Origin of the sequence: Agrobacterium tumefaciens, assembly GCF_005221325.1 — a bacterium.
GTDB lineage: Bacteria > Pseudomonadota > Alphaproteobacteria > Rhizobiales > Rhizobiaceae > Agrobacterium.
Genome location: NZ_CP039890.1, coordinates 70,717 through 89,162 on the forward strand (window position 1 = coordinate 70,717; position 18,446 = coordinate 89,162).

Sequence of the window (18,446 nt, forward strand, 5' to 3'; positions counted from 1 at the left end):
GAAACTCCCCAGCAAAATAGAAACATTCAGAGGTAATCTCCATGAACAACATCTCCACACTACCTCTTGCCGGCAAGCGCGCGCTGGTCACCGGTGCGGCACGCGGTATCGGTGCGGCAATTGCGCTGAAACTGGCCGAGGACGGTGCCGACGTTGCGATCACCTATGAGAAGTCGGTCGAGAAAGCGGAAGCCCTCGTTGCTGAGATCCGCGCCATGGGTCGCAAAGCGATCGCCATCCATGCCGATGCCGCGCGTACAGAAGCGGCAAGGTCCACTGTCGAGCAGACCGTCGCCCGCCTCGGCAGCCTTGATATTCTGGTCAATAATGCCGGCGTCCTTTTCGCAAGTGATTTTTCCACGCAGCCACTTGAGGAGATTGATCTGCAGCTGAACGTCAATGTTCGCGGTGTCTTTCTGATCACCCAGGCAGCGCTGAAATATATTCCCAACGGAGGTCGCATCATCAGTACCGGCAGCAACGCGGGTCTGGCTGTGCCGTTCGCGGGGATCGCGGTCTATGCCGCGACCAAGTCTGCGCTGGAAAGCTTCACGCGCGGCCTCGCACGTGAGTTGGGCTCTCGGGAAATTACGGTCAATCTGGTTCGACCAGGTCCGATTGATACTGACATGAACCCTGCCGATGGCGCGCTCGCAGCCGCTATCCTGCCAAACCTCTCGATTGCTCGATACGGTAAAACCAGTGAAGTCGCAGAGGCCGTCGCCTTTCTCGCGGGGCCCGGTGCAGCCTACATCACCGGCTCAGGCATTCTCGTCGATGGCGGCATCAGTGCCTGAGCATTGATACGAGGCGGTGCCTCGCCGCTCTGTCCTGTAGGTGATAACGCGGAATTTAAGCGCGAATGGGCTGCGGAGTTCCCTCCGCTGTACTATGCGCGTAAATTTGGCGAAGCAGGCGGTGGCCTTCATCCAGGGATTTCTCCACTCCGTTGGTGGTTTTCCTGCGTTGCGATCGTACCAAAATAGCAAATATGGGTAGCCTGGTTTCTGCTCAAGCGCCCGTTGAGCGGTAACAGACCTAACGTATGAACATGGAGAAGCATTTGAAGACCATCGGCATACTTGGCGGAATGTCCGCGACGTCAACCCAGATTTATTACCGAGAACTCTGCAGGCTCACCCGCGAGAGCCTGGGAGGACTCCATTCTCCCGAGCTTCTCATACGGTCTGTCGACTTCGACGAAATCGAAAAGTTGCAGGCATCCTCCGATTGGGACGCGGCAGGCCGAATCCTCAATGAACATGCTATCGCGCTGCAGCGCGGAGGTGCCGACCTCCTCATCCTGGCGACGAATACCATGCACAAAGTGGCGGACAAGATCGTGGGCGGGGTGTCGATCCCGTTCGTGCACATCGCGGACGCGACTGCAACCGCTATCCTGGACCGCGGTTTCCGGAGACCGGGTTTGATGGCAACGGCCTTCACCATGGAGCAGACCTTCTACACCGACCGCCTCATCGCTCAGGGGCTGTCGCCAACGATCCCTGAAGCTGATGATCGAACAGAAACCCATCGCATTATCTATGAAGAGCTGTGCCGCGACATCGTTCGCGAGGAGAGCCGCTTGACCTATGAACGGATTGCGCAGCGTCTGGTTGACAAAGGCTGCGACTGTCTTATCCTCGGCTGTACCGAGGTGGGAATGCTGTTAAACCAGGATAACGTAGGCGTTCCCGTCTTCGACACGACCCTCATTCATTGCAAAGCCGCCCTTCAAGCCGCTTTACAATGACATGTTGTGTTCTGACGGTCGATCGATCGTCATAACGGTGAGGGGCAATGGTCAAACCTGTTCGCCCAGGTGATGCCTGACCCACTTCGCTTCTTCCGATGCGGTACGCCCGAAATGCCGTCTGAAGTCGCGGCTGAATTGCGCCGGGCTGACATAGCCCACTGACGCCGCCACCTCTGCAATTGTCGCCGTCTGGCGGGCGATCATCAGTCTCGCTTCATGGAGCCGCATCGCCTTCACGTATTGCATCGGACTTGAGCCTGTCAGCTCCTTGAAATGGACATGGTAGGAAGGAACGCTCATGCCCACCGCTCTGGCAAGGTCCGCGACGGTGATTTCAGAGCCGTAGTTTTTGCGCAGCCATGCCAGGCTCTCGACCAGTTTTCCCGACGTCCCTTTCCGCTGCAGGGCGGCGATCACTGCGCCGCCCTGCGGCCCTGACATGACCCGGTAATGCAACTCACGCAGGATGGAGCCGCCAAGGACGGCGACCTCAACCGGACTGCCGAGCACCGTCAGCAAGCGCAGCAGGACGTCTTCGATAGTGCTGTCCATCCTACTCGAGAAGAGCCCTTTTGGCTTGACGCTTGCAGGACCCGCGAGCTTTTCGAGCTGCGTGGCGATCTCGGCCGCCATCTGCATGTCGAACTCTAAATAGACCGCGAGCAGTGGCCGCCGTGGACTGGCTGTAGATGTCATCCTAAAGGGGACGGGCACCGAAACGGCAAGATAGTGGTGCTCGTCATAGAGGTAGATTTCCCCGTCCAGAATTCCGTGTTTGCTCCCCTGCAATACGAACACGGCGCCCGGCTTATAAAGAACCGGAATGTCATTCAGCACTGCTTCCGTGCGTAGGATGCGGACACAACCGAGCCCGGTCTGGTTGTAGCCATGACGAGGAGCGAGTTGTCCGGCCAAGGCGGCAGACTGGTCATGTGTAGAGGGCGACATTTTACAGTTCATAGGAATTGGCAAAACTCTAAGAGGATTCGCAATCGAACCCGCGTTGTCTCCAGATTATCTGTCACATCAACGGGTAATCAAGGAGTTTCAGAAATGTCGGGCAAAACGTTTTTCATAACAGGGGCGAACTCAGGTTTTGGGCTGGCGATCGCCACTGCTGCAATCGAAGCCGGTCATACCGTCATCGGGACCATCCGCTCCGAAGCCTCGCGCGAAGCGCTGGCAAAGACCCTCCCGGAACTGCGCCCGGTCCTCTGCGACGTCACCGATTTTGATCGTGTTCCGGTCGCGGTGCGGCGAGCGGAGGAAGAGCATGGCCCAGTCGATGTGCTGATCAACAATGCCGGATATGGGCACGAGGGTGTGCTTGAGGAATCGCCGATCGAGGAGATGCGCCGCCAGTTCGACGTGAATGTGTTTGGCGCCGTTGCAGTCGCCAAGGCGTTCCTCCCGAGGTTCCGTGAGCGCCGAAGCGGCTTTATCGTCAACGTCACGTCGATGGGAGGCATGATCACCATGCCCGGCATCGCCTATTACTGCGGCAGCAAGTTCGCGTTGCAGGGTATTTCAGAGGTCATGCGGTCGGAAATGGCGCCGTTTGGTGTGCACGTAACAACCCTTTGCCCCGGCTCGTTCCGGACGGACTGGGCAGGCCGTTCTATGGTCCGCACAGAGCGTTCCATTGCTGACTATGATACCCTGTTTGATCCGATCCGCGAGGCGCGTCAGGCAGTGAGCGGCAAGCAGCTCGGAAATCCGCAAAAGCTCGCCGACGCGGTGCTGACCCTCATCGAATCTGAAAATCCCCCGCCGCAACTTCTCCTTGGCAGCGACGCGCTTAGACATGTAACGGCGCGGATCGAACGCCTGACCCAGGAAATCGAAGCTTGGAAGAGCGTGACTGTTTCCACAGACGGCTAACGCAAACCCAAAATTTGCTATTGACGATCTGCCTACTAGAAGGTAGACAAGCTGCATGAGTAATCTTTCGACCACCTCGGACGACATTCTGGCGTCCACCCGACACCTTCTGATAAGCGGCGGCTACAATGGCTTCAGCTACGCCGATATCTCGGAGATTGTTGGTATCCGCAAGGCCAGCATCCATCATCATTTTCCCAGCAAGGTCGATCTGGTGCGTGAGCTGGTTAAGCGTTATCGAGAGGATGGCCAGGCAAGCGTGGCAATCCTTGAGCAGAAGGTTCCGAATGCTCTGGACATCCTCAAGACTTATGCAAACCACTGGGCCGCATGCATTGAGGATGCCAGCAGACCCTATTGTGTCTGTGCTATGCTTGCCAGTGAACTGCCATCCCTCCCGACGGAAGTCGCAACGGAGGTGACGAACTTTTTTCGCTTCATCTCCTCGTGGCTGACTTCGGTCATGGAACGCGGTTCCAAGCAGGGCGAACTGAGTCTTACCAGTGCGCCGCATGTTGAAGCCGAAACATTTCTGGCCACCATATACGGGGCAATGCTTTCGGCGAGAGCCAATGGGAAGCCGGAAGTGTTCTCAATGATACTTGAACCTGCCCTCGATCGTCTCACGCCGACGGTTTCTCACTAATCCTGCGTGGCAAGGCTACTCGGGTGAATTGCGTCCATCGAAACTACCAACTAGTAGGAAGATAAAATGAGAAATACTTTCCCAGCCTTAGCCCTCGGGCTGACGAGCATCCTTTCTGTGACTGTCCTTTCGGCACCCGCATCTGCCGAGGATAAGAAAGCCGCGCCGATCCATGTCCGCGGGAGCATCGTCGACTACCAGGGGTCGACGCTCAAAGTGAAGACCCGCGAAGGGGAGACAATGGACGTCGCGCTTGCAGACGACTGGAAGCTGGCAGGCGTCGCGAATGCCAAGGTCACCGACATCAAGCCGGGCGATTTTGTCGGCATTGCATCCCTACCAAAGGCCGATGGTGGCGATGGCGCACTTGAGGTCCTGATTTTCCCTCCGGCAATGAAAGGCACAGGCGAGGGGAGCTACGGTTGGGATCTGAAGCCGGACAGCAGCATGACCAATGCGACGGTCGCGGATGCCGTTAAAGGCGTCGATGGCCGGACTGTCACCGTGACCTATCATGGCAAGGAAAAGAAGATCGCTATTCCGGATGGGACACCGGTCGTGACCATCGCCGCGGCCACCAAGGATGATCTCGTTCCTGGTGCCGTGGTCTTCATCACAGCTGAAAAAGCTGCAACAGGCCCGATCGCCCACCAGGTGGTCGTCGGCAGGAATGGCGTGGTTCCCCCTATGTGAAGACCACGCCGCCACTGGCCGGAGCAGCCGCCTTACTGCTTCGGCCAGTGACTAGAAATCGGCGACGCCTGATCTGCAGCCGTAAAATGTCAACGATGAAAGACGCTGAGATGAGCGCAAACGCTTCCAACGACAATGTTGAATATCCACGGACGATCTTTATCCGCCGGCACTCGGTTGTGACCCGTGTCACGCACTGGCTGAACGTGCTTTGCCTGAGTTTCCTTCTTTTGAGCGGGCTGCAGATCTTCAACGCCCACCCAGAGCTTTATTGGGGTCATTATGGCGCGAACGGCGATCCCGCCGTTCTGACAATAGGCTCCGATGACGGCGGCCGTCAGCCGCGCGGTTTCGTACGTGTTGCCGGGTTGAAGATCCCCACGACGGGCGTGCTTGGCGTTTCTCAGGCTGATGGCGAACAGGTCTCACGCGCTTTTCCCTCCTGGGCAACCATCCCTTCATTCCAGGATCTTGCCGCCGGACGTCGCTGGCATTTCTTCTTCGCCTGGCTGCTTGTGATCAACGGCATTGTCTATCTCGGCTTCAGCGTGCTCAGCGGACATTTCCGCAAAGACCTGGCGCCAAAGCCTCATGAGATCTCGCCGCGCCACCTCGGCCGCGAAATCCTCGACCACGCTCGGCTCCGCTTTCCAGAAGGCGAGGAGGCCAGGCACTACAACGCGCTTCAAAAGCTCACCTATCTCACCGTTATTGTCGTCCTCCTGCCTCTGATGGTTTTGACAGGCCTGACCATGTCACCGGGCGTCGATGCCGCTCTGCCCGCCTTGATCGAGATTTTTGGCGGACGTCAGTCCGCGCGCACCATCCACTTCATCACAGCGTCGGCGCTTGTCATCTTCGTTGTCGTGCATGTGGCAATGGTAGTCCTGTCCGGGACCTGGAACAACATCCGCTCGATGATCACCGGACGCTATGCGATCCAGGAGAAAGGCCCGAAATCATGAGCAAGCTTTTCACCCGACGCCGCTTTCTCATCGGCGGCACGCTCGGGGCCAGCGCCCTTACTCTCTCGGGTTGCGACCTCTTGGACCAGAACGCAGACGTCGCAAAAGTCCTTCGCTCAGCTGAGCATCTGACCATAAAAGCCCAAAGACTGCTTCAGGGGCGCGATTCACTGGCGCGCGAGTTTGACGAAAAGGACATTTCCCCCTCCTTCCGTGTCAATGGAACGAGTGCTCCCGACAGCGATGAATATGCGGAGCTGCTGGAAGGCAAGTTCGCAAACTGGCGACTGAAGATCGACGGTCTTGTTGATCGACCTCAGACGTTTTCACTCGCTGGTCTGAAGGCGCTTCCTTTCCGCACCCAGATTACCCGCCATGACTGCGTCGAAGGCTGGAGTGCGATCGGTAAATGGAAAGGCGTCCCGCTCTCCCACCTGTTGCGCCTCACCGGGGTCAAGCCAACGGCGCGCTACGTCGTATTGCATTGTGCCGACGAACTCGAAAAGACGCTCGACGGAAGCGGTCGTTACTATGAGAGCATTGATCTCATCGATGCGGCCCATCCTCAAACCATCCTCGCCTACCAGATGAACGGCCAGGATCTCAGCGTCGGCCACGGCGCGCCCTTGCGCCTCAGGGTCGAGCGACAACTTGGCTACAAACAGGCAAAATACATCATGCGCATCGAACTGGTCGACAGCTTCGCCGGGCTGTGGGGTGGGAACGGCGGCTATTGGGAAGACCGTGGCTACGAGTGGTACGCCGGCATCTGAGGTAATCGAAATGGTGAACCACAGGAAAACAATCCATGAGCCTTCGGAAAGGCATGGGCATCAAGCGTTGCCCACGGCGGCGGGACGACGGTTTCTTCTCGCGACGGCCAGGACCTCGATAGTCCCGAAATGTCAGCCGGGAAACTCTCCGGCAAAGCGATCGGATCCGCCGTACTGAATGGGAGGAGAACACCCTCTTGGGCAAGCATTTAGCCTTCATCTGACGACGCTTGCGCGAACCATTAAACAACCAGTTCAGAAAGTGAAAGAAAACGATGTCGAACAACCAGACCTCCCGTGCCGCGCGCGGCAACGACCAGTGGCTCAAGCAGTATTACTTTACCAGAGCGGCCTTCTCATCGCTGTGGGTCGCGACTGCGTTGACGGCAGGACAACATTCCTTTGCGGTGGCTGCCGCACTGCTGATCATTTACCCCGCTTGGGATGCAGTCGCCAACGTTATCGATGCCGCGAGGAGCGGTGGTCTTGCCGCCAACCGGAGCCAAGCGATCAACGTCGCCGCGAGCTCGGTTATGACGATAGCCGTGGTTCTGGCGTTGACAATGAACATGAACTGGGTTCTCGGCGCCTTCGGTCTATGGGCGATCTTTTCAGGGCTGTTGCAGCTTGGAACTGCCGTGCGGCGCTGGAGAACGAGTGGAGGTCAGTGGGTGATGATTTTGAGCGGAGCCCAATCCTCTGTGGCCGGTGCTCTCTTCATCTTTCAGGCGCAAAGGCCTCAGGAGCCTTCTATCGCCACGGTTGCGGGCTACGCTGGCGTCGGCGCATTCTACTTCCTGGTTTCGGCAATTTGGCTGACGATCGCCCTGTCGCGTCGCAGTATGCATCCCATCTCATAAGCTCTACCTCGCGCCTACGAAACGACTTGGAAGATATTCAAATGATGACAGATGATGTGGCACAGCAACTCGCTTCCTACCGGAGGACCATCGACAATTTGGATTCCGCTCTCCTCTATATTCTGGCCGAACGCTTTCGCTGTACCGAGCATGTCGGCCACTTGAAAGCCGAACAGGCGTTGCCGGCGGTCGATAATGAGCGAGAGCGACGCCAATTGGATCGAGTGATGAGTATCGCCAATGACGTTGGCCTCAGTCGGCACTTCGTCGAAGGGCTGATGACAATGATCGTGGGCGCTGTGGTGGAGCGGCACAGGGAGATTGCGGCCAGCAAGTAAGTTGTCTGTGGCGGCTGTCCTACCGCAGCCGGGGATCGGCGGGGAGAATCGATCTTCTTCGCGCGGCTTACCATGCAGGGGCATTTGTGATGTGGTCCGAGACGGCCGAGATAAACGCCCGAAGACGCTGAAGACGTCGCAGGTCGCGGTGATATCCCATCCAGATGTCTCGCGCCGGCGGGTGCTTGGGTAGTTCTAGTCTGCGGATACCCGGGATTTGATTGCCTACCGCGCGGGGCAGGACGGCGATCCCAACGCCCTGCCTGCACATTCGCCCCTGAACGTTTCGGTTGTTTGATCGCAGAACGGGTCTCGCGTTCGGAAAACTCTCGGCGAGCCAGGCTATGTCGGGGAATTGCCCTGTCGAAGTGTCGTGGGTGATCAGACGGAAACCAGTCCCGTCGCCATATTTAGGGTCAGGCGACTCCTCGGCGATGTAGACGCCGTATTCGAGCCTGAAGAGCCGCCGCTGAATGACATCGGCAGTGTCGAACGGAACGATGCGAAAGGCAACGTCGGCCTCTCTTTGGGCGAGGTTGAACAGGCGGGTGCCCGTCAGGATCTCGACGTCTACATTGGGGTAGGCTTTCGAGAAATCCGCCACGATGGGAGGCAGGACATAGGCCCCGAACCAGTCTGCCGATGAGATGCGCAGATTGCCTTTGAGGTTTTGCTCCTGCCCGGCGAGCCGGCGCTCCATGGCCAGCGCGCCTTCTTCCATCTGCTCTGCCAGGGCGATGATCCCATGGCCCTCCTCGGTAAGCACGAGACCGTCCGCGGTCCGCTGGAAGAGCGTGTGGCCGATGGCATCCTCAAGGGCACGCAGCCGTCTGCCGACGGTCGGATGGCTTGTATGAAGAGCACGCGCAGCACCGCCGAGCGTGCCGGATCGCGCAATCGCAAGGAAGATTTTTACGTCGCTCCACTCCACGGCCGCGCCCTTACAAAAGTGAACGGTGAAAATACAAAACTGTCACTTCAAGTACAAATATAAACATCTAAATTCAAGTCATCTTCTGAAAGCAAGCGGAGAAACATCATGAAAACATGGTTCATCACAGGCTGCTCGAGCGGCTTCGGACAACGGCTGGCGATCGCTGCGGCACAGCGAGGCGATCAGGTTGTCGCAACTGCCCGCAACGTCAACTCGATCGAAGAAATGGCTGAGCCTTTCGGCGGCCGCATGATCACCTTGCCGCTCGACGTGACGGATGTGGCGGCAGTCAAAGCCGCAGTCGCTAAGGCGGTCGAGACATTCGGCGGCTTTGACGTCCTCATCAACAATGCCGGCTACGGATTGTTTGGCGCGCTCGAGGAAGGCACGCCGGAAGAATATCGACCGATGTTCGAGGTGAACGTTTTCGGTCTTATCGAAACCACCAGAGCAGCGCTGCCGACCTTGCGACGTTCGGGCGGAATGATCGTCAATATGTCGTCCGGCGCAGGGATCGCGGGCAGCGGCGGCGCAGCATACTACAATGCCGCCAAGTTTGCGGTCGAAGGGGTTTCCGAGGCGCTCGCCGGTGAGCTGAAGCCGTTCGGCATCCGTGTGCTGATCGTCGAGCCTGGCCCGTTTCGCACCGATTTCCTCGGCCGTTCGATCACGATGGCGGCCAACGAGATGCCGGAATACGCCGCGAGTTCGCGCAGGCACTATCGGGAAACCAACAACGGCAATCAAGCAGGGGATCCCGACAAGGCGGTTGCAGTGATCCTGCAGGCGGTCGACGCCGATAATGCCCCGCTTCATCTGCCGCTTGGGCCCGTCGCGCATTCAATCGCTGAGCGAAAGCTGGCTTCGTTTCGCCGCGATATCGACACCTGGCGCGACATCTCGATTGCCACCGATTTCGATCAGCCCTGATCTGATCGCTAGCTCTGCTTGAACGTCACATCGATTGGAAAGTCATCATGATCCCAACATTGAAAGGGTTTACCCAGCAATTGGTGCCGGTGAACGGCATCAAGATCAATGCCGTCACGGGCGGCTCCGGCCCCCCGATCCTTCTGCTTCACGGTTGGCCGGAAACATGGTGGGAATGGCACCATGTGATGCCGCTGCTGGCGGAGCAGTTCAGCGTGGTGGCGATTGATCTACGCGGCGCAGGCTTTTCCGAATGCCCGCTTGACGGCTACGACAAGGCGACGATGGCGCGCGACGCGCATGAGGTCATGATTGCCCTTGGGCATCAACGTTATGCCGTATGCGGCCATGATATCGGCGGAATGGTAGCGCTTCCGCAGGCCGCTATCTATCGAGATGCAGTTACTCACCTTGCCGTCCTCGATGTTCCGCTTCCTGGCTGGAGCCAGTGGGAGGCGACGACGGCAAAGATCTGGCACTTCGCGTTCCATGCTAATCGGGATCTGCCGGAACGCCTGATTTATGGCCGCGAACATGACTATGTTTCGACATTCATGGCGGAGCGGTTTTACGATCACAGCACCTTTAATCCTGAAGATATCGACATTTATGCGAAAGCAATGGCACTTCCTGGTCGCACGCGCGGTGGCATGGAATGGTACCGCACACTGACCGCCGACCATGCGGCCGCGCTTGAATACAAAAAACAACCGCTCCGGATTCCGGTTTTAGGTCTCGGCGGCGAGCAGCGTTTCGGTGCTCATATGGTCGCGATGCTCAGGGAGTTCGCCACAGATGTAACTGGCGGCTCGATTGCCCGCTGCAGTCACTATGTGGCGGACGAGCGCCCGGATGAAGTGGCCGCTGCTCTCATCGATTTCCTCAAGGCCAAGTGAACTCTGCGATGCGGGCAAATTGAGCTCGATCGCGTTCATCGATTTAACAAGAAAGGAAAATTGTCATGACCGCACCTGTCATTCGCGGCGTCAATCACATCGGCATCACGGTGCCTGACATCGAAGCGGCAAAATCGTTCCTGGTGGAAGCCTTTGGCGGCCAGGTGATCTACCAATCGTTCGGGCCGCAGGATCCGGCCAGGCAAGGACCCGAGTTCGAGCGGGCCACTGGTGCTTACGCGGGAACGGTTGTGCGTGCGCAGGCGATGGTCAAGATCGGAACCGGGCCTGACATCGAGCTCTTTGAAATGCACGGCCCCAAACAAGCGCAACCGGTTACACCGAGCGACTTCGGCATCACGCATTTTGGTGTCTATACCGACGACATCGATGCATCGGTACAGCGCTTTGAGAAGGCTGGCGGAACAGCCCTTACGGCACCACGAGCTATTCCCTACGCAACCGAAAAAGGTCCTGGAAACAGGGTCTGCTATTGCCGAGCGCCGTGGGGCACGATGATTGAGTTTATCACCACGCCTGATCGCATGGCCTATCATGACCAGACGGATCTGCGCAGATGGCAGGATGAGGAATGAGGGTGAGCTTTGATACCTCGTCATCCTGCCACAGCCTCCTGTCGCTTTCGGCGATGGCTGCGGTCTCGGCCCTGGCAGGGTGCGTCTCCACCCCCGGCACGGGCCGGATGGTGGGGCGACAGTCGACGCCTCTCCAGGAACCGATCGGCTCTGTCCACATCGCTCCTGCGCCGACAGATGCCGAACTGGCTGTCATGTACGGTCCTACCGAGGATGGCGGCTTTCTAATCCCGGCGGTTCCCTACAAGCAGATCGATCCGCGCTACTATCTCCAGCAGGTCCTCGACCCGACTGGCGAGGCGCCCGGCACGATCGTCGTCGACACCCCCTCCCGCTTCCTCTGTCTCGTCCAGCCGGGCGGGACCGCGATGCGCTATGGTGTCGGGATCGGGCGCGATGGCTTTGCCTGGCAGGGCAACGGCATCATTCAGTGGCGTCAGAAATGGCCGCGTTGGAAGCCGCCGAACGAGATGGTCGCCCGCCAGCCGGAATTGGCCAAATATTCGATCGAAAATGGCGGCATGGAGCCGGGCCTGAAAAATTTGCTGGGTGCGCGAGCGCTGTACATCTTCTCCGGTGGCCACGACACACTCTATCGTCTGCACGGCAATCCGCAATGGCGCTCGATTGGCAAGGCAGTTTCTTCCGGATATGTGCGCCTGCTCAACCAGGACATTATCGACCTCTATGAACGCGTGCCGATTAAGGCTCCAATTGTCGTCAAGCAGTAAGCGCAAGCGATCACGTTCGTCTCTCCTTCGGATAGGGGGAGAGACATATCCTTCAGGCGATTTCAAAGCCTCAGTTATTTCACGCACAAAACTCAAGGAACAACCGACCATGTCGAACTTCAGTAAAGCGGCCGCTGGCCTCATTGCCGCGCTTCTGTCTTCCGCTGCCCTAACAGCCCCAGCCTTAGCGGACGCGCGCAACATCGTGCTTGTCCATGGCGCGCTCGTGGATGGTTCGGGTTGGCGCGGCGTTTATGACATCCTGACCCGCGACGGCTTTCATGTCAGCATCGTCCAGCAGCCACTGACAAGCCTGGATCAGGACGTTGCAGCCACGAAGAGCGTGCTTGATCAGCAGGACGGGGACGTCGTTCTCGTCGGCCACAGCTATGGGGGCACGATCATCACGGCAGCAGGTGATGATCCCAAGGTCAAGGCACTAGTCTATGTTGCGGCACTGCAGCCAGACAAGGGCGAAAGCACCGCACAACTGCTCCAATCGATGCCGTCACCCACCAACGATATCAAGCCGACAAAGGATGGCTTCCTGCTTATCGACCCGGCAAAGTTCGCAGCTGATTTCGGGGCGGATCTACCCAAAGAGCAGGGCGAGTTTATGGCCCGGTCTCAGATGCCTGTCGCCGTCGCGGCCACCAGTGCGCCGGTGTCTATTGCCGCTTGGCACGACAAGCCAAGCTACGGGATTGTTGCGAAGGATGACATGACGATCAATCCGGGCCTTGAGCGCTGGATGTACAAGCGCTCCGGTTCAACTGTGACGGAGATCGACGGTAGTCACGCTATTTATATCTCGCAGGCGGCTGCAGTTGCGAAGGTGATCGAGGAGGCCGCGGAAGCTGCCAAGTAGTGGCGGCATTCATTCTGCAAAAGGCGCTTGTCTCGATGAACTTGCTAGTTGGGTCACGTCCGGGGACGTAACCCAACTATTTTGAGAAACGTACCTGCGCCCGGGAAAGAGCCGTGCCGGGGCGAAGTGAAGGACTGCCCGACATCGCTGGCCGTATTTACTTTTTCATCCAGCGGAGCTTGAAAATTCGCGCCGCTTGTATCAGTGCCGCTAGTAACCAGCAAAGATTGCGAGGACTACTATGGATCGAGAGATCATTATACCCGACGAGATGCAGGAGATCGTCAGCCGAGCAGGCTATGCGCCCGCGGTTAAAGTCGGAGACACAATCTACGTCGTCGGCCAAGTTGGGCGGACCAAGGATCTCGACATCATTCACGATCCTTCAGAGCAATTCAGAGCTATGTGGGACAATTTACGGATGGTTCTGGAAGCCGCTCACTGCACGTTTGATGACATCGTGGAAGTGACAAGCTATCACGTCGAAATGTCCAAGCACATGGACGTGTTCCGGACTGTCAAAAACGAGGTGTTTCCGAAGGGAACCTATGCGTGGACCCGGATAGGTGTCTCTGAACTCGCGCACCAGGGACTTCTCGCTGAGGTGAAATGTGTTGCCGTAAAGCGATGATGGAACCGATATGCCGCGAACGCACCTTTCCACGTTGAGCATACAAGTTACAGCATCTCAGTGTATCGGAGCGGTGGATATCGGTTCGATTCCGGTCAAGAGCGTAAAGCTGCTGGCCGTTTTAGATTGCGGTGTGCCGGAGAGGATTGATGATTTCGACCCCCTGAAAATCTCGCTCATTGTCGGTCACCACAATACAGCCATTGGACTGGGCAATGGCCGCGACAATCGTGTCCAATGCACTTCTTGGGCGGCCCGCCGCTTTTCCTTGTGCCATTAACTCCCCCCAGATGAGCGCGGCCTTTTCGTCGAACGAAAGTATGCGTCCTGCAAAGAGTGCGCGTGGCCCCTCAGTACCGGCAAACCAGGTTTCGAGAGCGGCACGCTTCTTGCCCGCCGGCTTCTCCAGAATTCCTCGGTGTACTTCAGCGATGGTGAGCGATGCGATGAATAAGTCAGCGTCAGCTTGCTCCGCCATCCATATTAGTAGTGACGCTGACGGTTCGGGCTTTATAATGTTGCTAAGAATATTCGTGTCGAGCAGATAACGCATTACAAATCGATCTCTCGACCTCCTTCGCGGGAACGTGAGATTTCGAGTTCTGCTCCAACAAGGGGCGATCGGCGGAGAGCTGCAAGGATACCCCCTCTTATAGGCGGCTCTCCGGCAAGCGTTTCGCTCACGACGGCGCGCAAGCTGGCTGCTTCCGGGCCATCTTCCGCTAACCGGCGCGCTAATGATCTGATCAGGCTCCGGTCGCTATCCCGTCCGAGCACCTCGAAACGAGCAAGGCCGCGGTCGCCTAGGCGGCTCCTATAGTTTTGAATTGCACGTGTCTGAGAACTTGCCATCGAACCCTCCGGATATATATCCAGTAATGTAGCGGCAGACGTATTCTTCTGCAAGTGTTATTGGACCTAATGTTGAATGCATGGGGCGTGAACTAGCTGAGGAAAATTGCGGGGTTGACGGTTCGATTCCCATCAAGGCGACACGATCTGCTACCTCTCGCATTTGCCTTCAAACAGAGGCCTTGTCCGCGATTGCGTTGAGAAAGGCCTCCAACTCTTCAATGCTGTCCATGACAGACCCAAATTCGGGCGGCGTCCCAAATATCATGGCGGACATTCTCTCGTAGTCGGATGCGAGTTTTTTGCGCATCTCGGGCGTGGGCACCAGCCGAAAACTTCCTGGGACGGCTCGATCATATCGATGGTCCGGCGCGCGAAACATCAGCTCCTTATGCCGGCGGCAAGCCTCAGCAAGGTCAAGCATCGATGCAGTGGCCTTGCCGTAGTCGGGATTCGTCCAGATTTGATGAACATCGTAATAGTGGCGCGAGTATCGATTGAGGTCTGGAACTTTCAGCTCAGGACTATTCTGTATTCTCCGTTTTTCCGTCATCTCCGTCATCGCGTGAAGGATCAGAACTTTTTCCCAAAAAGTGCGCTCCGGCTTGACGGTTGTTACATTCTGGACCGTCAAGTCACTGCCCTTTCTCATTTCCGGGGCAATGTATGGAATGATTTCTCGCGTCTCGGCCGGAACCGGATCCGGGCGTGCCCCGCCTTCAATGCGCACTGCCGCTTCGACATAACCGCCACTCATGTCGAAGACGCTTTTGTATCCCAGAACGAGTACGTCGAGCGCCTCCTTCTTTCGGTAGAGATCGTATCCGAAGTCGAGCGAAAAATGTCCCGATTGTCCGGTCTCTTCCTCGACCGCAGCGATTTCCTCATCGAGCAAACGCTTGAGCGGTCCGGACATATAATGGCGCGCTGCCTCATCCACCTGTTCGGCCAGAGCTTTCTGCTGTTGATTGACGGAGGGCAGGGCTGCGATATCGGCCTCGAGGGGAACCTTTAGGTCTGCCTTGTAGATGCCGATGTCGATATCTTCAGAAAAGCGCTTTATCAGGCCATATGCCTTGCTGAGACTGGTGCCGCCCTTAAAGTAGAGGCCGATAGTATCGTCTTTGCGGCGGTTGAACAGGAAGTCCAGCACCCAGCAGACGTACAGATCCTTTTCGATATTTTCGGCCCGCGTCTCCAGATCGGACGCAGCGGCGGAAAACAAGGCCTTGCGCTCGTCGGCGCTTGAGCGAAGGATATCAATGAAACCCTGGCGCATGTTCATCCTTTCCCTCGTTGCCTTGTGAAGTACCTCCATCTTCCTGAGGCGGCTGATCGGCAGTTATGGTCTCTACCGCCTTGTACATCCAGGCAGGGATTGCGTGGATGTTTTCCCGCAGATCCTCGACGATCGGATGTCTGTGGGGACTTCGTGCCAGGTAGCGGACGATACCATCGACAACTGTCTCCAGATTTGATCGCTCGTCGCGAAACCAGTGGAGGGCCTGGATCACTCGCATTGCCGGCCGGCCCGCCCAGAAGGCGGTCTTTGCCGAAATGCGCTTGAAGTCCAAGATGTAGATAACCGGCTTCGTGGCCTCCGCATCGCCGGCATTGGCCTCGATCTCGATGATTCGGGGATATGTGTCCGCATAGATTGTGGACCTGGCAGGGACGGCCGTCGTCAGGCCAAGATCATTGGCAGCCGTCATTCCATCGACGCAAACACGAAGCTTGTCGCGTCGCGCGATTGCATCGATGAAGGAGGCCCGTGGTGGAAACACCATCTTGCCTGTCAGTTGGCTGACAGCTGGCTTGTCGTAAAGACCACGATGAGGGCGGCGGATGTCGCCGCGATTGGTCAGCCTCTGCAGCGCCTTTTCGACGGCGTTCGGTGTTGCGATATCCAGGAAATCGGAGCGCGACCAAACCCCGGAAGGCGCCCCGTCGGCGATCCGTTGGTGAATGCGTTCCAGAGTGTCAGATGTGGGATCCGGCATAATTATCCTACATTGTGTCCAAAAATTATATACGAAAATTGGTCACTAAAAGCAACTCCGCCTCTACTGACCAAATTTTATACCAAAACATTGGTCAGTAGCGTAATCCGGTTATGCTATCATGTAGTCAGTAGGCTCACGTCTTTCCAATGGATAAAATGCATGAGCAGGCAGATTATTGAAGCAGCTGCGCCTTGATCGCCTGTCCGACAATGGTCAACTGCAGCACCGGTTCGCCGCGGATGAAGCTCTCCTCGACTAGTTCCATCTTTTCCAGCCGCTCGACAAGCTTCTCCGATAGCCGCTTGTCACCCACCAGCCAACCCCGGCCCACTTTCCTCTGTCGCCGGAAGAAAGCAATTGCTCGAAGCGCTTCTTCTTGCGTCCGGGTCAGACTGCCTATTGCCTCAACGGCGGCGGGATGGTCTGCCATATTGTTCATGGTCTCCGCCCCCCGTTTTCGTTCGACGGGTTATCGGCTGCGGGCCACTCGTTGGCCGGTTCTTCTATCGGTTCATCCGCGGGATCAGGGTCGCGATCATAGGCGAGCTGCCGCTTTGCCAGAACGTCCTGAAGCGTCTCAACGACACGCGCTGTTCCGTGTCCTTCACTGGCGAAACGATCGATGATCTCGGCGACGGCATCATCCAACTGCTGAAACAGTCGTTCCTGATTTTCAGATTTCTCACTCATCAAAAATCCTCCTGATCAGCTACCGACCCGGCGCTGCTGCCAATCCTTGTATGGCGCCATAAGCTGGCCCGGAAACCGATCCTCGATCGCCGTCTCCACCATGGCGATTTGGGCGAACACATCGCTGTCATCCCGATCTTCAGGACGAATGGTCTCGCTTGCTTCCTCGAGCTTCTTCATCAGCCCAAACACTTCCTCGTCCGTCATCGCCGCCAGACGGTCTGCGAACTCTACGGCGTCGAAATCTTGCATACCGTCACTCCTATGTCTCTCTATCGGCCATCGCCACGGGTGGTGGGCCTGGAAACGACCGCACCGACATGTCCTTGAGATATGCTACTCATCATCCAGTTCAATCCAGACCGGCGCATGGTCGCTGGTGTGCTCCCAGGCCCGCGCGAACTTGTCTACGCCGCAGGTTTGCACTCGTTCCCGCAGCGATGGGCTCAGCAGGAAATGGTCGATGCGCAGCCCGGCGTCGCGGGCGAAGGCGTTGCGGAAATACTTCCAGAACGTATAAATCCGCTCTTCCGGATGCAGCAGCCTGAGGGCGTCCGTCCAGCCCGCTGCAATGAGCTCCGCATAAGCTTCGCGCACCTCGGGCCGAAACAGCGCATCGTCTCGCCAGCGCTCCGGCTTGTAGACATCGAGGTCCGTCGGCATCACGTTGAAATCGCCAACCAGAGCCACGGGCACGTCGAGTTCAAACAGTTCCGCCGCATAGGAATGCAGGCGTTCGAACCAACGGAGCTTATAATCAAACTTCGGCCCTGGCGCTGGATTGCCGTTCGGAAGATACAAGCAGCCAATGACGATGCCATCGATGGCCGCCTCGATGTAACGGCTGTGACTGTCGTCAGGATCGCCCGGCAAGCCGCGTCGCGTTTCGCGCGGCTCCTGATCCCTGGCAAGGATCGCCACGCCATTCCAGGATTTCTGGCCGTGCCAGATGGCGCCATAGCCTGCGCGCTCGATCTCGCGGCGCGGAAAGTTGTTGTCCGGCGCCTTTAACTCCTGCAGGCACACCACATCAGGCTTCGCCTCGTCGAGCCAGCGGAGCAAAACCTCCAGCCGGCCATTGATCCCGTTGACGTTGTAGGTAGCGAGCTTCACCGGCGGTTCCGTCAGTGCCTGCGATCACCCTTGTCGCCCTGACCCGGTTTCGCATCATGCTTCGCGTCGTGGCGAGCATCGGCCGACAGCGAGCGGGAGACGTCGACACTCTCCTTGAATTTCCCCTCCTTGTCACGACGGACATAACGCTTGTCAGTTCCGGTATCGATCAGTTCGCGCTTGCTCATGGCAGGACTCCTTTTTGGGTTGCTCCACGAAGAAACGCATGTGACCAGGAAAAGATGCACGGGAATCAAGAGACTAGCGCAGACTCGTAAAACGAGTGGGCA

Annotated in this window: 26 protein-coding genes; 15 read left to right on the forward strand and 11 right to left on the reverse strand. The window is 57.5% G+C overall.

Features of this window, described 5'->3' with window-relative positions:
• Positions 1–41 precede the first annotated feature (41 nt).
• Positions 42–797 (forward strand): SDR family oxidoreductase, encoded by a 756-nt coding sequence (locus tag CFBP5499_RS25795; protein ID WP_080830438.1) that lies wholly within the window; start codon positions 42–44, stop codon positions 795–797.
• Positions 798–1,063: 266 nt separating this feature from the next.
• Positions 1,064–1,753 carry an aspartate/glutamate racemase family protein gene (locus CFBP5499_RS25800; protein ID WP_080830617.1) on the forward strand — a complete coding sequence of 230 codons (690 nt, stop codon included), beginning with the start codon at positions 1,064–1,066 and terminating at the stop codon, positions 1,751–1,753.
• A gap of 51 nt (positions 1,754–1,804) precedes the next feature.
• Here the strand turns inward: CFBP5499_RS25800 and CFBP5499_RS25805 are convergent, their stop codons facing one another.
• Positions 1,805–2,716, reverse strand: a complete 912-nt coding sequence (locus CFBP5499_RS25805) for an AraC family transcriptional regulator (protein WP_080830439.1) — start codon at positions 2,714–2,716, stop codon at positions 1,805–1,807.
• Between the two features lie 93 nt (positions 2,717–2,809).
• Between CFBP5499_RS25805 and CFBP5499_RS25810 the strand changes: the two genes are divergently transcribed.
• From CFBP5499_RS25810 to CFBP5499_RS25840, 7 genes are all read left to right on the forward strand, one after another.
• The gene (locus tag CFBP5499_RS25810) at positions 2,810–3,637 is read left to right on the forward strand and encodes an oxidoreductase (RefSeq protein ID WP_080830440.1); all 828 of its coding nucleotides are present in this window, start codon (positions 2,810–2,812) and stop codon (positions 3,635–3,637) included.
• Positions 3,638–3,692: 55 nt separating this feature from the next.
• Complete coding sequence (locus CFBP5499_RS25815) at positions 3,693–4,283, forward strand: TetR/AcrR family transcriptional regulator (RefSeq protein ID WP_080830441.1); 591 nt, start codon at positions 3,693–3,695, stop codon at positions 4,281–4,283.
• A 66-nt stretch (positions 4,284–4,349) separates the two neighbouring features.
• Positions 4,350–4,976 (forward strand): hypothetical protein, encoded by a 627-nt coding sequence (locus CFBP5499_RS25820; protein ID WP_020808321.1) that lies wholly within the window; start codon positions 4,350–4,352, stop codon positions 4,974–4,976.
• Positions 4,977–5,086: 110 nt separating this feature from the next.
• Positions 5,087–5,941: a cytochrome b/b6 domain-containing protein gene (locus tag CFBP5499_RS25825; RefSeq protein ID WP_031233276.1), complete on the forward strand. Its 855-nt coding sequence runs from the start codon at positions 5,087–5,089 to the stop codon at positions 5,939–5,941.
• On the forward strand, positions 5,938–6,714 hold the full coding sequence (locus CFBP5499_RS25830; RefSeq protein WP_080830442.1) for a molybdopterin-binding protein: 777 nt from the start codon (positions 5,938–5,940) through the stop codon (positions 6,712–6,714). The genes CFBP5499_RS25825 and CFBP5499_RS25830 overlap by 4 nt, the downstream gene beginning before the upstream one ends.
• 275 nt (positions 6,715–6,989) lie before the next feature.
• Positions 6,990–7,574, forward strand: a complete 585-nt coding sequence (locus CFBP5499_RS25835; protein ID WP_080830443.1) for a DUF308 domain-containing protein — start codon at positions 6,990–6,992, stop codon at positions 7,572–7,574.
• Between the two features lie 41 nt (positions 7,575–7,615).
• Positions 7,616–7,912 (forward strand): chorismate mutase, encoded by a 297-nt coding sequence (locus tag CFBP5499_RS25840; RefSeq protein ID WP_022557133.1) that lies wholly within the window; start codon positions 7,616–7,618, stop codon positions 7,910–7,912.
• Positions 7,913–7,979: 67 nt separating this feature from the next.
• Here CFBP5499_RS25840 and CFBP5499_RS25845 read toward each other — a convergent pair whose 3' ends face one another.
• Positions 7,980–8,843: a LysR family transcriptional regulator gene (locus tag CFBP5499_RS25845; RefSeq protein WP_020808326.1), complete on the reverse strand. Its 864-nt coding sequence runs from the start codon at positions 8,841–8,843 to the stop codon at positions 7,980–7,982.
• 108 nt (positions 8,844–8,951) lie between these two features.
• Here CFBP5499_RS25845 and CFBP5499_RS25850 point away from each other — a divergent pair, with 108 nt between their 5' ends.
• The 6 genes from CFBP5499_RS25850 to CFBP5499_RS25875 all read left to right on the forward strand — a co-directional run bounded on the left by CFBP5499_RS25850 (position 8,952) and on the right by CFBP5499_RS25875 (position 13,498).
• Positions 8,952–9,776, forward strand: a complete 825-nt coding sequence (locus CFBP5499_RS25850) for an oxidoreductase (protein WP_080830444.1) — start codon at positions 8,952–8,954, stop codon at positions 9,774–9,776.
• A gap of 47 nt (positions 9,777–9,823) precedes the next feature.
• Positions 9,824–10,672 (forward strand): alpha/beta fold hydrolase, encoded by an 849-nt coding sequence (locus CFBP5499_RS25855; RefSeq protein ID WP_080830445.1) that lies wholly within the window; start codon positions 9,824–9,826, stop codon positions 10,670–10,672.
• Positions 10,673–10,737: 65 nt separating this feature from the next.
• Positions 10,738–11,268 carry a VOC family protein gene (locus CFBP5499_RS25860; RefSeq protein WP_080830446.1) on the forward strand — a complete coding sequence of 177 codons (531 nt, stop codon included), beginning with the start codon at positions 10,738–10,740 and terminating at the stop codon, positions 11,266–11,268.
• Positions 11,265–11,999: a L,D-transpeptidase gene (locus CFBP5499_RS25865; protein ID WP_371507035.1), complete on the forward strand. Its 735-nt coding sequence runs from the start codon at positions 11,265–11,267 to the stop codon at positions 11,997–11,999. The genes CFBP5499_RS25860 and CFBP5499_RS25865 overlap by 4 nt, the downstream gene beginning before the upstream one ends.
• A 109-nt stretch (positions 12,000–12,108) precedes the next feature.
• Entirely contained in the window at positions 12,109–12,867 is a 759-nt protein-coding gene (locus CFBP5499_RS25870; RefSeq protein ID WP_080830448.1) for an alpha/beta fold hydrolase, read from the forward strand.
• A gap of 241 nt (positions 12,868–13,108) precedes the next feature.
• Complete coding sequence (locus tag CFBP5499_RS25875; protein ID WP_080830449.1) at positions 13,109–13,498, forward strand: RidA family protein; 390 nt, start codon at positions 13,109–13,111, stop codon at positions 13,496–13,498.
• 121 nt (positions 13,499–13,619) lie between these two features.
• Here the strand turns inward: CFBP5499_RS25875 and CFBP5499_RS25880 are convergent, their stop codons facing one another.
• The 9 genes from CFBP5499_RS25880 to CFBP5499_RS25920 form a co-directional block, all read right to left on the reverse strand.
• Positions 13,620–14,051, reverse strand: a complete 432-nt coding sequence (locus tag CFBP5499_RS25880) for a type II toxin-antitoxin system VapC family toxin (protein ID WP_080830425.1) — start codon at positions 14,049–14,051, stop codon at positions 13,620–13,622.
• Entirely contained in the window at positions 14,051–14,350 is a 300-nt protein-coding gene (locus CFBP5499_RS30620) for a hypothetical protein (protein WP_080830426.1), read from the reverse strand. The genes CFBP5499_RS25880 and CFBP5499_RS30620 overlap by 1 nt, the downstream gene beginning before the upstream one ends.
• Positions 14,351–14,519: 169 nt before the next feature.
• On the reverse strand, positions 14,520–15,629 hold the full coding sequence (locus CFBP5499_RS25890) for a nucleotidyl transferase AbiEii/AbiGii toxin family protein (RefSeq protein WP_080830450.1): 1,110 nt from the start codon (positions 15,627–15,629) through the stop codon (positions 14,520–14,522).
• Positions 15,610–16,350, reverse strand: coding sequence for a DUF6088 family protein (locus tag CFBP5499_RS25895; RefSeq protein WP_080830451.1), 741 nt, complete (start codon positions 16,348–16,350; stop codon positions 15,610–15,612). Before CFBP5499_RS25895 ends, CFBP5499_RS25890 begins: the two co-directional genes overlap by 20 nt.
• 175 nt (positions 16,351–16,525) lie before the next feature.
• Positions 16,526–16,792 (reverse strand): hypothetical protein, encoded by a 267-nt coding sequence (locus CFBP5499_RS25900; RefSeq protein ID WP_080830452.1) that lies wholly within the window; start codon positions 16,790–16,792, stop codon positions 16,526–16,528.
• A complete protein-coding gene (locus CFBP5499_RS30190; RefSeq protein ID WP_233284272.1) occupies positions 16,789–17,043 on the reverse strand; it encodes a hypothetical protein in 255 nt (84 codons plus the stop codon). Before CFBP5499_RS30190 ends, CFBP5499_RS25900 begins: the two co-directional genes overlap by 4 nt.
• Before the next feature lie 15 nt (positions 17,044–17,058).
• Positions 17,059–17,295, reverse strand: coding sequence for a hypothetical protein (locus tag CFBP5499_RS25910; protein WP_080830454.1), 237 nt, complete (start codon positions 17,293–17,295; stop codon positions 17,059–17,061).
• An 84-nt stretch (positions 17,296–17,379) separates the two neighbouring features.
• Entirely contained in the window at positions 17,380–18,156 is a 777-nt protein-coding gene (gene xth, locus CFBP5499_RS25915) for an exodeoxyribonuclease III (protein ID WP_080830455.1), read from the reverse strand.
• Between the two features lie 11 nt (positions 18,157–18,167).
• On the reverse strand, positions 18,168–18,344 hold the full coding sequence (locus tag CFBP5499_RS25920; protein ID WP_080830456.1) for a hypothetical protein: 177 nt from the start codon (positions 18,342–18,344) through the stop codon (positions 18,168–18,170).
• Positions 18,345–18,446: the final 102 nt, after the last annotated feature.

Excerpts from the sequence above, each read along its gene's own strand:
- CFBP5499_RS30620 (WP_080830426.1), bottom strand. The coding sequence starts at position 14,350 with ATGGCAAGTTCTCAGACACGTGCAATTCAAAACTATAGGAGCCGCCTA.
- CFBP5499_RS25920 (WP_080830456.1), bottom strand. The coding sequence starts at position 18,344 with ATGAGCAAGCGCGAACTGATCGATACCGGAACTGACAAGCGTTATGTC.
- CFBP5499_RS25870 (WP_080830448.1), top strand. The coding sequence starts at position 12,109 with ATGTCGAACTTCAGTAAAGCGGCCGCTGGCCTCATTGCCGCGCTTCTG.
- CFBP5499_RS25835 (WP_080830443.1), top strand. The coding sequence starts at position 6,990 with ATGTCGAACAACCAGACCTCCCGTGCCGCGCGCGGCAACGACCAGTGG.
- CFBP5499_RS25825 (WP_031233276.1), top strand. The coding sequence starts at position 5,087 with ATGAGCGCAAACGCTTCCAACGACAATGTTGAATATCCACGGACGATC.
- CFBP5499_RS25910 (WP_080830454.1), bottom strand. The coding sequence starts at position 17,295 with ATGCAAGATTTCGACGCCGTAGAGTTCGCAGACCGTCTGGCGGCGATG.
- CFBP5499_RS25820 (WP_020808321.1), top strand. The coding sequence starts at position 4,350 with ATGAGAAATACTTTCCCAGCCTTAGCCCTCGGGCTGACGAGCATCCTT.
- CFBP5499_RS25900 (WP_080830452.1), bottom strand. The coding sequence starts at position 16,792 with ATGAACAATATGGCAGACCATCCCGCCGCCGTTGAGGCAATAGGCAGT.
- CFBP5499_RS25860 (WP_080830446.1), top strand. The coding sequence starts at position 10,738 with ATGACCGCACCTGTCATTCGCGGCGTCAATCACATCGGCATCACGGTG.
- CFBP5499_RS25840 (WP_022557133.1), top strand. The coding sequence starts at position 7,616 with ATGATGACAGATGATGTGGCACAGCAACTCGCTTCCTACCGGAGGACC.
- CFBP5499_RS25865 (WP_371507035.1), top strand. The coding sequence starts at position 11,265 with ATGAGGGTGAGCTTTGATACCTCGTCATCCTGCCACAGCCTCCTGTCG.
- CFBP5499_RS25795 (WP_080830438.1), top strand. The coding sequence starts at position 42 with ATGAACAACATCTCCACACTACCTCTTGCCGGCAAGCGCGCGCTGGTC.
- CFBP5499_RS25850 (WP_080830444.1), top strand. The coding sequence starts at position 8,952 with ATGAAAACATGGTTCATCACAGGCTGCTCGAGCGGCTTCGGACAACGG.
- CFBP5499_RS25880 (WP_080830425.1), bottom strand. The coding sequence starts at position 14,051 with ATGCGTTATCTGCTCGACACGAATATTCTTAGCAACATTATAAAGCCC.
- CFBP5499_RS25855 (WP_080830445.1), top strand. The coding sequence starts at position 9,824 with ATGATCCCAACATTGAAAGGGTTTACCCAGCAATTGGTGCCGGTGAAC.
- CFBP5499_RS25890 (WP_080830450.1), bottom strand. The coding sequence starts at position 15,629 with ATGCGCCAGGGTTTCATTGATATCCTTCGCTCAAGCGCCGACGAGCGC.
- CFBP5499_RS25830 (WP_080830442.1), top strand. The coding sequence starts at position 5,938 with ATGAGCAAGCTTTTCACCCGACGCCGCTTTCTCATCGGCGGCACGCTC.
- CFBP5499_RS25805 (WP_080830439.1), bottom strand. The coding sequence starts at position 2,716 with ATGAACTGTAAAATGTCGCCCTCTACACATGACCAGTCTGCCGCCTTG.
- CFBP5499_RS25875 (WP_080830449.1), top strand. The coding sequence starts at position 13,109 with ATGGATCGAGAGATCATTATACCCGACGAGATGCAGGAGATCGTCAGC.
- CFBP5499_RS25810 (WP_080830440.1), top strand. The coding sequence starts at position 2,810 with ATGTCGGGCAAAACGTTTTTCATAACAGGGGCGAACTCAGGTTTTGGG.
- CFBP5499_RS25815 (WP_080830441.1), top strand. The coding sequence starts at position 3,693 with ATGAGTAATCTTTCGACCACCTCGGACGACATTCTGGCGTCCACCCGA.
- CFBP5499_RS30190 (WP_233284272.1), bottom strand. The coding sequence starts at position 17,043 with ATGAGTGAGAAATCTGAAAATCAGGAACGACTGTTTCAGCAGTTGGAT.
- CFBP5499_RS25895 (WP_080830451.1), bottom strand. The coding sequence starts at position 16,350 with ATGCCGGATCCCACATCTGACACTCTGGAACGCATTCACCAACGGATC.